Origin of the sequence: Acinetobacter sp. NIPH1876 (assembly GCF_022808535.1) — a bacterium.
GTDB classification, from domain to species: Bacteria; Pseudomonadota; Gammaproteobacteria; order Pseudomonadales; family Moraxellaceae; genus Acinetobacter; species Acinetobacter higginsii.
The window spans coordinates 81,074-92,908 of sequence record NZ_JALGBR010000001.1; the positions used below are offsets into that span (position 1 = coordinate 81,074).

Annotated in this window: 13 protein-coding genes; 9 read left to right on the top strand and 4 right to left on the bottom strand. The window is 40.9% G+C overall.

Translation table 11 applies throughout. The features are described from left to right. Positions 1-275 precede the first annotated feature (275 nt). The 8 genes from MN869_RS00370 to MN869_RS00405 all read left to right on the top strand — a co-directional run bounded on the left by MN869_RS00370 (position 276) and on the right by MN869_RS00405 (position 8,421). The gene (locus tag MN869_RS00370) at positions 276-1,151 is read left to right on the top strand and encodes a MaoC/PaaZ C-terminal domain-containing protein (RefSeq protein WP_033133045.1); all 876 of its coding nucleotides are present in this window, start codon (positions 276-278) and stop codon (positions 1,149-1,151) included. Between the two features lie 18 nt (positions 1,152-1,169). Further along, positions 1,170-3,449, top strand: a complete 2,280-nt coding sequence (locus tag MN869_RS00375; RefSeq protein ID WP_033133046.1) for a molybdopterin-dependent oxidoreductase — start codon at positions 1,170-1,172, stop codon at positions 3,447-3,449. Between the two features lie 288 nt (positions 3,450-3,737). Next, positions 3,738-4,769: a GTP 3',8-cyclase MoaA gene (gene moaA, locus MN869_RS00380; RefSeq protein ID WP_033133047.1), complete on the top strand. Its 1,032-nt coding sequence runs from the start codon at positions 3,738-3,740 to the stop codon at positions 4,767-4,769. 24 nt (positions 4,770-4,793) lie between these two features. Beyond that, a complete protein-coding gene (locus MN869_RS00385) occupies positions 4,794-5,045 on the top strand; it encodes a MoaD/ThiS family protein (RefSeq protein ID WP_033133048.1) in 252 nt (83 codons plus the stop codon). A 2-nt stretch (positions 5,046-5,047) separates the two neighbouring features. Next, the gene (locus tag MN869_RS00390; protein ID WP_033133049.1) at positions 5,048-5,587 is read left to right on the top strand and encodes a molybdenum cofactor biosynthesis protein MoaE; all 540 of its coding nucleotides are present in this window, start codon (positions 5,048-5,050) and stop codon (positions 5,585-5,587) included. 17 nt (positions 5,588-5,604) lie between these two features. Then, positions 5,605-6,528, top strand: coding sequence for a bifunctional molybdenum cofactor biosynthesis protein MoaC/MoaB (gene moaCB, locus MN869_RS00395; RefSeq protein ID WP_033133050.1), 924 nt, complete (start codon positions 5,605-5,607; stop codon positions 6,526-6,528). Next, complete coding sequence (locus tag MN869_RS00400; protein WP_241345100.1) at positions 6,528-7,757, top strand: molybdopterin molybdotransferase MoeA; 1,230 nt, start codon at positions 6,528-6,530, stop codon at positions 7,755-7,757. Before moaCB ends, MN869_RS00400 begins: the two co-directional genes overlap by 1 nt. Positions 7,758-7,938: 181 nt before the next feature. Next, the gene (locus MN869_RS00405; protein WP_005203362.1) at positions 7,939-8,421 is read left to right on the top strand and encodes a helix-turn-helix domain-containing protein; all 483 of its coding nucleotides are present in this window, start codon (positions 7,939-7,941) and stop codon (positions 8,419-8,421) included. Position 8,422: 1 nt separating this feature from the next. On the opposite strand, the gene MN869_RS00410 is transcribed toward MN869_RS00405, so the two are convergent. Further along, positions 8,423-9,820 (bottom strand): PLP-dependent aminotransferase family protein, encoded by a 1,398-nt coding sequence (locus tag MN869_RS00410; protein WP_033133052.1) that lies wholly within the window; start codon positions 9,818-9,820, stop codon positions 8,423-8,425. Between the two features lie 125 nt (positions 9,821-9,945). Here MN869_RS00410 and MN869_RS00415 point away from each other — a divergent pair, with 125 nt between their 5' ends. Next, entirely contained in the window at positions 9,946-10,809 is an 864-nt protein-coding gene (locus tag MN869_RS00415; protein ID WP_033133053.1) for a DMT family transporter, read from the top strand. 8 nt (positions 10,810-10,817) lie between these two features. Here MN869_RS00415 and MN869_RS00420 read toward each other — a convergent pair whose 3' ends face one another. Genes MN869_RS00420 through MN869_RS00430 form a run of 3 tightly spaced genes read right to left on the bottom strand, consistent with a single transcriptional unit; the run spans position 10,818 to position 11,803 of the window. Then, a complete protein-coding gene (locus tag MN869_RS00420) occupies positions 10,818-11,129 on the bottom strand; it encodes a TusE/DsrC/DsvC family sulfur relay protein (protein WP_004807454.1) in 312 nt (103 codons plus the stop codon). 38 nt (positions 11,130-11,167) lie between these two features. Further along, complete coding sequence (locus MN869_RS00425) at positions 11,168-11,443, bottom strand: hypothetical protein (RefSeq protein WP_033133054.1); 276 nt, start codon at positions 11,441-11,443, stop codon at positions 11,168-11,170. Between the two features lie 9 nt (positions 11,444-11,452). Beyond that, on the bottom strand, positions 11,453-11,803 hold the full coding sequence (locus MN869_RS00430; protein ID WP_033133055.1) for a hypothetical protein: 351 nt from the start codon (positions 11,801-11,803) through the stop codon (positions 11,453-11,455). Positions 11,804-11,835 lie beyond the last annotated feature (32 nt).

Sequence of the window (11,835 nt, forward strand, 5' to 3'; positions counted from 1 at the left end):
GATTCTATGCATTTGGATAAGTCTTCCAGTATGCTTAAGATTAAACCAAGAACAATGATTTTTCACGTTTTTAATGCAGACTTTTGCTGAATGATATTATTTGATTGGAGATTAACTTTTGTTAATTTCTGACTAGTGCACTTGACCTTTATTAAAATGAGTTCTATTTTGGAACTTAATTGATTTTTGACCATATCAGGCTTGTCTAATCAGGACTAGAATTAACTCAACTATGGTTTGAGAACTGAGAAAAATAAAAGGAACAGGAGTTTCATATGTTTGCGATTCGTTACCAACAGATTCCATTGCAATTTTTATTTGAACATCGGGCAACTTTGGCAGGACTTGGAAAAATAGGCTTACGTAGTCTTAAAAAAACAAAGATTGCTCCAGTGGACTGGCAGTCATTAGCATCGATGAATGAAGTGATTGACCCACCAAGCCTTGAATTGATAGACCACTATGTACAATGGAGTGGTGCTGAACTGACTAAATATCAAGACACCATCCCACCGCATATGGTGTCACAATGGGGACTTTCGTTTGCAACGCGATTATTGCTGCAAACTCATTACCCATTGAGTCAAGTCATCAATCAGGGCGTCAGCCTGAAAATTCATGGCAAGCTTCCACGAGATCAAAAGTTGCTGATCCAAGCCAAGATTGCCAATGTCGATGAACGTAATGGACTAGCGCGTGTTTCCGTGCAAATTACCACAGGTACAATCACACAACCTGAGTTAGTCGAAACAGTGCTGCATATGGCATTTATTCTGCCGCATTTTGAGAAAACTAAACGTGTAGAAACAGCAGATCATAAAACTTGGCAGCGTTTAGGTGAATGGTCTGCGGCAGCGGATGATGGTTTGAAATTTGCCTTATTAACAGGCGACTTTAATCCGATTCATTGGATTACACCATTAGCCAAACTATCAAACTTTGGTCAAAAAGTGCTGCATGGCTTTGGTGTGTTTGCACGTAGCTTTGAATTGTTGCCTGAAACAATACAGCAAATCGATATTCGATTCCTCAAACCAGTTAAACTTCCTTCAGAACATAATCGAGTTGAAACCAGTACTGAGCAGATGCAAAAGTATGTCCGTGTTGTCGGTTCGGCAGGGCAAATCTGTTTAATGGGTCAATATTCATAAAATAATAAGGTGAGAAAAATGACGACTGCTACAGCAATCAAACAGGATGTAACCGCTTGTATTCTATGTTCACGTAATTGCGGACTCAGTGTAGAAATTGAAGATAATCAGTTCAAGAAAATTAGAGGCGATGATGATCATCCTTTCTCGCAAGGTTATATCTGTCAAAAAGCCGCACGTTTACAGCATTACCAACAACATGCTGATCGTTTAACCACTCCGTTAAAACGTCAGTCAGATGGTTCCTATCAAGAGATTAGTTGGGATCAAGCTATTCAGGAAATTGCTGAGCAGCTTGTACAGATTCGAAATATCCATGGTGGAACTGCATTTGCATCGGTTGGTGGTGGTGGTCAGGGCAATCACTTGGGTGCAGCCTATGGTCGTCAGTTGCTCTACGCCATGAAAAGTTTCTATGCCTACAACTCTTTGGCGCAGGAAAAAACAGGTGATTTCTGGGTGAATGGACGTCTGTTTGGCAGTCAAGCTTGTCATACCACTGAAGATGTGGAATATGCAGATTATGTGCTGTTTATCGGAACCAATCCTTTTCAGGCGCACGGTATTCCAAATGCCAGAGATACCTTAAAACATATCAGAAAAGATCCAAACCGAACCATGGTGGTGTTTGATCCACGCGTGACCGAAACGGCTAAGCAAGCCGATATTCATGTGCAATTAAAACCAGGAACCGATGCTTATCTGATGTCAGCTATGATCGCGATCATGCTGAAAGAAGAGTTATATGATCAGCAGTTTATTCAGCAGCATACGCATGGCTTTGATCAGATTAAACAGGCTTTTCTAGCGATTCCAATCGAAGAATATATTCAGAAAGCCGATGTTTCAGTCGAACTGATTTACCAGATTGCCCGTGATTTTGCTCAAGCACATCGTGCGTGTGTCCGGATTGACCTTGGTATTCAACACACCTTAAATACCACTTTAAATGGTTATTTGGAAAAGCTTTTATATTTACTCACAGGAAATTTTGGTAAACAAGGTGCTAATAATCTACATACCATGTTTATTCCCATCCTAAGCAATACCGATGAGCGTAATCCTAAATATCGCCGTACCGTACATCATAAAATGTTCCCGATTTCAGGTTTTTTTCCTCCGAATATATTGCCCGATGAAATCTTAAAAGCGGGCGAGAAACGGGTTCGTGCGGTGTTTGTGGACAGCTGTAATCCTTTGTTGACCTATCCTGATACCGCAGCATATGAGCAAGCATTCCAGTCACTTGAGCTATTGGTGGTAGTCGATGTGGCCATGACTGAAACAGCACGTTTAGCGCATTATGTGTTGCCTGCACATAGCCAATTTGAAAAGTGGGAATTCACAGGCTTTAATCTGGAATTTCCGAAGAATGGCTTTCATTTACGCCATCCACTTTTTAAAGCACAAGGTAATAGCCTGCCTGAAGCCGAGATCTACACGCGCTTGCTTGAAGCCATGCAGGTGATCCCTCGGCAGTTTCCGATATTGAATAAAATTGCAGAAAAAGATTCGGCCAATACCGCGTATCTTGCTTACTTCGGTGCGCTAGGGGTCAGTTTTGCGAAAAATAAAAAGTTAATTCCCTATGCGGCATCCATTGTATATCGTACCTTGGGTAAGACTTTGCCGAATGATGCCGCATCTACCGCGCTGTTATTACCCTTATGTATGCAATATGCAGCTCAACATTATCAAGCGGTTAAGCAAGCAGGATACGAAGGTAATCGATTTAATCTGGGGGTAAAATTATTCCAGACCATTTTGCAGCAACGTTCAGGTGTGGTGTTATCACAACATGACTATGCTGATGTGTGGAGCTTGATTGCTTATAAAGACAAGAAAATTCGTTTGGCGATTCCTGAGATGTTTATCGAGTTAGCACAGTTAAAACAACAGTCTTTGACCTTAACCGATGCATATCCTTTCATTTTGCTTGCGGGTGAACGTCGTAGTTATAACGCCAATCAAATTTATCGTGATCCTGCATGGCGTAAAGTTGATGCTGAAGGTCGTTTGAGAATGAATCCTGATGATGCATTGAGTTTTGGCGTTGAAACAGGTCATGTACTGCACTGTATTTCTGAGCACGGCAAGATTCAAGTGACGGTCGAACTTGATGAGGGAATGCGCAAAGGCGTGGTGTCGTTACCGCATGGATACGGATTACGCTATCGAGGTGGAGAGCCGATTGGGCCACAATTGAATCGTCTTACTTCTGCTCAGCATTGTGATCCATTATCCAAGACACCATATCATAAATATGTGCCTGTACGTTTAGAGCGACTCACAGCTTAGACGATTAGCCTATTGATATTTTTGCTTAAATGCACCAAATTCTTTCATATTAGTTAAATCATGTTTGAAATTGGTGCAATATAAACTGAACAAAAATATGCTGACAGGTGCAATTTTTATTTGTAGATTGAAAGTGTGACTTATTCAATTAAATAAGCAACATCATCATAAAGTTGCTGTGTGATTGGAATAATTATTGCAATAAAAAATAATTCACTGTGATGAGTACAACAAGGATGCACAGAAGCTGTGCTAAGCCCAGTCAAAAGATTCACAAAATGAGTGCGTATGATGAAGCATGAGAGACCTGAAACGAGCTTAGCGATCTTGCAAGATCAGTATGGTCGTATTAAGCGTAAGTTACGGATTTCCGTGACCGACCGCTGTAATTTCAAATGCGTTTATTGTATGCCTGAGCATCCACAATGGATGAAAAAGCACGATTTACTCAGTTTCGAGGCACTGTTTATTTTCTGTCAATATATGGTTGGACAGGGCATTGAAAATATCCGTATCACTGGTGGTGAGCCTTTGATGCGTCAAGGTGTGGTGCATTTTATCCGTGATTTGCAAAGTTTAAGAGCTTTGGGGCTAAAACGTATTTCAATCACCACCAATGGACATTATCTGGGCAAGTATGCAGAACAATTAAAACAAGCAGGTTTGGATGATCTAAATATCAGTCTGGATAGCCTTGATCCGCTTCAATTTAAACAACTGACTAAAAAAGAGCTTGCCCCTGTATTTGCTGGTATTGAAGCCGCAACAAAAGCTGGTCTACCGTTCAAAATTAATTGTGTATTGATGCAAGGTCAGAATGATGACCAAATTGTGCCGATGGTGAAATGGGCCAAACAACATAATATTCCGTTGCGTTTTATCGAGTTTATGCCGCTGGATGGTGATCAGCACTGGACAGATCAAGCCGTGGTCAGTGAAGCGGAAATCTTAAAGCAGCTCTCAGCGTATTATGACATTCAGGTCTTAGAACAACAGCATGAACCTGCACGGCTCTATCAGCTTGATGGCCAATATAAACTCGGTATTATTTCAACCATTACCCATTCATTTTGTGGGGACTGTGATCGAATTCGACTGACGGCTCAAGGTGAGTTATATAATTGTTTATTTGCAAAACAAGGTCTAAATATAAAACCTGATCTGCAACAGGCAATCAAACAAAAAGCTGAGCTCAAATCGTTAGCATTCCATCAACTTGATCAAAAAATTAAGCCTTATATTTGGAAGAAAGCGCAGGGTTATCATGCAATACAACATCAGCAAGTACGTAAAATTAGTATGCATATGCTTGGTGGTTAGTGAGGGAAGTTGTTTGGAGAAAATATGCAAACCATTGAGATAAAAATAGAAGCCTTTGGTGCAATTGAACGGTTATTACCCAAAGCGCTGGCATTTGAGTTTGCAAAAGACCAAATGGTCAAAGATGTACTGTCACATATTACTAATCTTTATCCAGATGCCAGCCCCACGATGGAAAAATGCGCCTGTGCGATTGGTGAGGATATCGTGACACGTCAAACTGCATTAGCTACATCCTGTACTTTAGTTTTGTTGTCGCCAGTGGCGGGAGGATAAATATGCGTGAATTTGCCCGCGTCCAAGATCAGGCTTTAAGCCTCGATCACTTTGATCCGATTCAATCATTTCCTGAATGTGGCGGGGTTGATATTTTTATTGGAACTGTGCGTAATCACCATGAAGGAAAAGCGGTTAAAGCACTGAAATATACCTCTTATACGCCTGTCGCAGAAAAGATGATTCGCGCAATTGAACAGGAAATCAAAGATAAATATCAGGTTTCTTATGTACGTGTCATGCATCGGATCGGTTACTTGGATGTCAGTGAAACCGCGATTATCGCGATTGCCTATGCAGCACATCGCCGTGAAGCCTTTCAAGCCTGTGAAGAGGCAGTAGAGCGGGTCAAACATGAAGTGCCGATCTGGAAAGAAGAGTTTTTTATGGATGGCACCAGTCAATATGTAGAAGGCTGTTGTATTCGTAAAGATCAAACCGATGATGTTCAAGCGAAAATCCCCCTAAGTCCCCCTTTATTAAAGAGGGATTTACCCGTGCATCACCATGAAAATTGTAGCCATGAGCATACACACGAATAAAGCGTCAGGAAGTTAAAATGAAAAATGTTGGGATGAAACCCGAGAGTTATCGTGTTGCAGAAGCACAAGCGATTTTACATGCGCCAGCGCATTGCATTCAGTTATTGCGAGATGGTAATACCGAAAAAGGCGATGCCTTAAAAACGGCACGTATTGCAGGGATTCTAGCGGCTAAACGTACCGATGAGCTGATTCCACTCTGCCATCCATTGCCGATTTACCGCGCTGATGTTGATTATGATCTAAATGACGACCATGTGGTGATTCTGACCACAGTTGAAACCATTGGCCCAACAGGTGTGGAAATGGAAGCTCTAACGGCTGCGAGCTTAGCGGGCTTAACCTTATATGACATGTTAAAACCGCACTGTGAGCCAGAAGAACTGTGTTTAGATCAGTGTAAATTGCTCAAGAAAAAGGGTGGAAAATCACACTTTAAACGTACGTTGCGCCAACCTGTTTCAGCGGCTGTAATTGTACTGTCAGATACAGTTGCAGCGGGTCGTAAACCCGATACCGCAGGTAGGTCCGTGGTTGAGACTTTGACTGAAGCAGGCTTTGATCCGATTCATTATCAGATTTTGCCTGATGAAGCTGATCAGCTCAAAGATTTAGTGTTAGAGCTGACCAAATCTTATGCATGCATTATGACGGTCGGAGGTACTGGTATTGGTAGGCGGGATATCACTGTAGATACCCTAGAACCACTATTAGAACGCAAACTCGACGGCTTAATGGAGGCGGCACGTTCATTTGGACAAAAACGCACGCCATATGCAGCCATGTCACGCGGTGTTGCAGGCTTTATTGATCGCTCATTGTTGGTGACTTTACCAGGAAGTCGTGGTGGTGCGAGTGAATCGATGGCTGCCATTTTACCAGCCCTCGTCCATATTTTTGATGTATGTCGTGATTTACCACATCCAGGAGGTTATGAATAATGTCAGGATGTGGTGCTGAAAAAGGTTTGATCAGTATTGATGAGGCATTAGCGTTGGTGCAAACCCAACCGAAAGCTTTAAAGATTGAGACATTGTCTTTAGCCGATAGTCTGAATCGCTATTTAGCCAAAGCTGTCTGTTCAAATGTGGATCTACCGAGTTTCTCACAAAGTGCTGTCGATGGTTATGCACTGAATAGTGCTGCCGATCATCTGCAAGATGCAGTCTTTGACGTGATTGGTGAAATTAAAGCGGGTAGTGAATCTGATTATCAGCTCAAAGATGGGCAAGCGATTCGTATTTTTACAGGCGGGAAAACACCTGAGGGAACAACGCATGTTGCTCGACAAGAAATTGTCGTCGTTGAAGCCAATCAAACCATTCGCTTGACTGAACACATTCAGCCTCAAGCGGATATTCGTTTTGTCGGTGAAGAAGTGCAACGGGGTCAGCAATTGGCGGATGTTGGACAACGAATCAATATTGGTGCACTGGCAGCGCTAAGTATGGCGGGTGTGCAAAGTATTGATGTTTTTCAATCACCTAAAGTGGTTGTGGTCATTACAGGGGATGAAGTTGCTGAAACTCCTGAGGACTTGCAGGCAGGGAAAGTTTTTGATGCCAATGGCCCATTACTGAAAGCTTGGTTGCAAGACTATGGCATAGATGCGGAAATCTTACATATTGTAGATGAAGCCGCAGAGGTGATGCAGTGTTTTGAGCGCTTAAAACAACAATATGATCTGATCATAACCACGGGTGGTGTTTCTGTTGGCGATTATGATTTTGTTCGCCCATGTGCATTTGAAACAGGTTTTGAACAAATCTTTTGGAAGGTAAAACAAAAACCCGGAAAGCCATTATTCTTTGCCGAATACACACAGCAAGATAATCGTTGCTATTTGTTGGGTTTACCCGGCAATCCTGCCGCAGTGTATGTGTGTATGCAAGTCTATGGCAAAGCTTTGCTTGATGCCTTGCAGAACCAACGCCAACCCTTGCAGTGGTTGAGTGGCGTACTGACACATGATTTGAAGTCAGACGCACGAGAACGTTTCTTAAGAATGCATGCTTATTTTGATCAAGGGCAGCTCAAGCTACAAAGCTTAGCGAAGCAACAATCACATATGCTGAGCAACTTAATGCAAGCAAATAGTCTGGTACGTATCCCAGCCAATACGAAATTAGAAGCAGGACAAATCCTTTCTGGGCTATTCATTTACAACTAAATTGTTTTGATGAATTTATGTAAAATGACTGAATATTGGTATTTTTAGCCAAGTGCCAATATTGCATCTGATGGATAAGGTGGTTTAGTGTATATTTTATATTGTTTAGTTTCTAAACATGACGGTTCAAGACATAGATGTCTTTTAAATAAAACTTTAAAAAAATGATTAGGTGATAATAATGAAATGGGACGAAATTGGCGACCAGCCATGTTCAGTGGCGAGGACGCTTTCAGTATTGGGTGATCGTTGGACAATGCTCATCTTACGTAACGCATTTATGGGTATACGCCGTTTTGATGATTTTCAGCGTAGTTTAGGACTGACACGTCATGTACTTTCAGAGCGTTTAAAGCGTTTGGTCGAGCATGGGATTTTGACTAAAGTGCCGTATGTTGATCGTCAAGAGCGTTTTGAATATCAATTGACAGACAAGGGTTTAGATCTCTATCCAATCATTCTCTCGATGGTGCAGTGGGCCGATAAATGGATGGATATGGGACTGGGCAAACCTGTTGAATTTACCCATAAAACCTGTGGCAGAAAAATCAACCCCAAAGTGGTGTGTTCTGAGTGTGATGAACCGATTCAAGCCAAAGATGTTCGTGTCGCGGCTGGACCCGGCTATTTCGCTTTTATCGAGCAAAAAAAGCAAAGTGCTTGATTTATAAATTTTGTCGTTCTGTCTCTTGTTGAATGGCATGAGATAGAACCTCAAAAACTTTGGGTTGCAGTGATTGCGCCACATTAAAACGAATAAAGTTTTTGAAATTTTGGCTCTGGCTAAATGCATTTCCTGGAGCCAAAATCACGCCATTGTCTAAGCAGCGCTGTGCAATACGTGCTGTATCGAAGTGGTGTGGTAATTCACACCATACAAATATCCCAGCAGTGGGTTTAACCCAGATGTTGATTTCTAGTTTCTCAAGTTGTTTGATTGTTGCATCCATTGCTTTAGACAAACGGACCTTTAATTCTTCTAGATATTTACGATAATTTCCATCAGTTAATGCAGCATACAAAATTTCTGAAGATAAATTACTCCCTCCAAAGCAAGTCGCGATTTTGATATCAGTTAAATCTTCAATCCATTCTGTTTTGGTTGCAATGTATCCTGTACGGACTGAGCCAGATAAAGTTTTTGAAAAACTGCCGATGTGAATGACACGAGATAAGCCATCCAAAGCTGCGAGACGAGGGGCACTATGCAATTCTAAATCTGCAAAAATATCATCTTCAATGACAATCAAATTAGATTGCTCAACCAGTTTTAACACCTGATAAGCCGTTGATGCCGTTAACACAGCACCAGTCGGGTTGTGAATGCCTGAGTTGGTAATGTAGAGGCGTGGATTGTAGTTTTGGATTGCCTGCGAAAATGCTTCAAGATCAGGTCCAGTCGGCGTATAAGGCACACCGATGATTTGTATCTGATGAACTTTGAGTAGGGCATGAAAGTTGAAATAACAGGGATCATCAACCAGAACTACATCGTTCGGTTTAAGAAAATAACGACAAATTAAATCGATCGCCTGCGTACCTGAATCTGTCAATAAGATCTGATTTGGACGCGCTTCAATGCCTTTGCTCAAGATTCTTCTTGAAAGTAATTCACGTAAAGGTGCTAGGCCTAAAGGTGTTGAGTAATCAGTCAAAATGTTGGAAGTGGCTTTAGATATCTTACGAATGGCTTTGCGGATATTTTCGTGTGGCATCCAGTCATCAGGTAACCAACCACATCCTGGTTTTAATACATCTGGCTTTGCTTCCAAAGCTTGTCTAGAAATCCAGAGTGGATCAATACTTCGATCAATCTTTGGATAGATTTCAGAGATAGACAAGGGTGCAAGTGGTCCTGCAACAAAAAAGCCCGATCCTGTTTTAGCTTCAATAATCCCTTGAGAGGCAAGACGTTCATAAGCTTCAACAATGGTTGAAACAGATAAATGCAGCAAGCCAGCTAAAGCGCGAACTGAAGGTAGACGAGAACCTGGCAGTAAAGAGCGGGTTTTGATTTGCTCCTGAATGTGCTGGATCACGAAATCAATTTTTGTACTTTTCATCTCGATCTATCTTTAAACTGTATGGGGTAGTAAGCCAATACGGTTATTTGGAATTGTACTGTACTGTGTATGGTGCTTAAACCATATCACAGTTTAAATTCTTCATATAGATTTGGAGAATTTAAATGAAAACTTTAAGTCGTGGTTGGATGAATGGTCTGATCGGTGTGATTATTTTTGCCGGTTCACTACCAGCCACACGCGTTGCGGTTATGGATTTTAGCCCTACCTTTTTAACTGCTGCTCGTGCCGCAATCGCGGGTCTTCTTGGTTTGGCCTTGATTTTATTATCACGTCAGCAATTACCAACACGAAAAGATTGGTTGCCATTATTTTATGTTGCGATTGGGGTTGTAGTTGGCTTTCCGTTATTTACAGCATTAGCACTTCAATATGTCAGTGCTGCACACACCATTGTCTTTGTAGGCTTATTGCCTTTGGCGACTGCTATTTTTGGTGTGCTACGAGGTGGAGAAAGACCGAATTTCGTATTTTGGTTATTCGCAGTTTTAGGTGCTTCACTGGTTTTTGGGTATATGTTAGTCCAAACAGGGAGTTGGGCCTTTAACTATGGTGATATTTTCATGTTATTGGCAATTATATTCTGTGGTTTTGGTTATGCCGAAGGCGGAAAACTCTCTAAACATTTGGGAGGGTGGCAGGTGATTTGCTGGGCATTGATTATTACATTGCCGATCATGCTGCTCATTTCATATCTCTATATGCCTATGAGCTTTGATCAAATTTCAACATCGGCAAAACTTGGTTTGGCCTATGTGTCTTTATTTAGTATGCTGATTGGTTTTTTCTTTTGGTATAAGGGCTTGGCACAAGGTGGGATTGCAACTGTTGGGCAACTCCAGCTGTTGCAACCGATCTTTGGTTTGGCGATTGCCGCAGTCTTATTACATGAACAAGTAAGTCCTGCCATGTTTGGCGTCACGATTGCAGTAATTGCCTGTGTTGCTTGTGCCAAGAAATTTGCGTAAATAAAAAATTATAAACAATTTGCAGGTTTAGGTACGCCAGCTAAACGACTTAAATGTCGAGCGACTAAACCTGTATTAAATTTCTGCTGTAATGCTGCATTATCAATTTCAGGACTGACGGTTTTCATTAAAAACTTAATCAGCGGACGTGTTGCAGGTGAATGTCCAAATTGCTGATAAAACTGGCGTACTGCATAAAGAATCTCAAAATGCCAGTCGGTTAACTGCAAATCTAAAGACTTCGCTAATTCTTGTGCAACGTCTTGATTCCAAATGGTGTAATCAACTAAATGGCCGTCTTGGTCTAACTCTAACTGCATAAAATAGCCTAACAAATTTAAAATGAATTGAAGATGTCTTATTTCAAAGAAACACAACGTTTGAATTTTAGAGTTAAATCCGCAAATTGTGCATAATCGATCGCTTGAATCCGAGATTTAATTTCATCATCAAGTAAGTTGTGCTCATTTGTTAAACAATAAATGTTGTAATAAGTTGCTGTAATCGCGCTAGGTATTTGAATTGCTGCATTACCCATAATCACAATATAGTCATCAGATTGTGCCATTTTAATTAAATCCGACCAAATTTGATCAGCATTAGATTGCACGAGGAACAGTGTTGTTGCTTGCATGGAGTGGCCTTACCAGTACATTATATGATCAAATGATTGAATGAATTCAGAACAGAGATCAACAAATTCAATTTCCTGTTCTGTATTTTTAACAGCGTTAAGTTCTTGATTTTTTGATTCAATTAAAATTGGGGTTAAATCATAGAACTCAAAACTTTCAACCAAGTTGGATGCAATTTTAAACTCGTGTAAAAGTTGATCAAATTCTAATTTATTATCCAATAAGTTAATTGCTGCACATTTTAATAATACTTTGACAGAAATACCAAAGGTTGCTAAAACCATAGTAGCGGACAAGCTTTCATTGATTTGCAAACTTGTTAAGTTAGGTTGAGTTAGAATGACGAGTACAGATTTCACACAATTTACCTTTTCAAAGCAACACGCTAGTA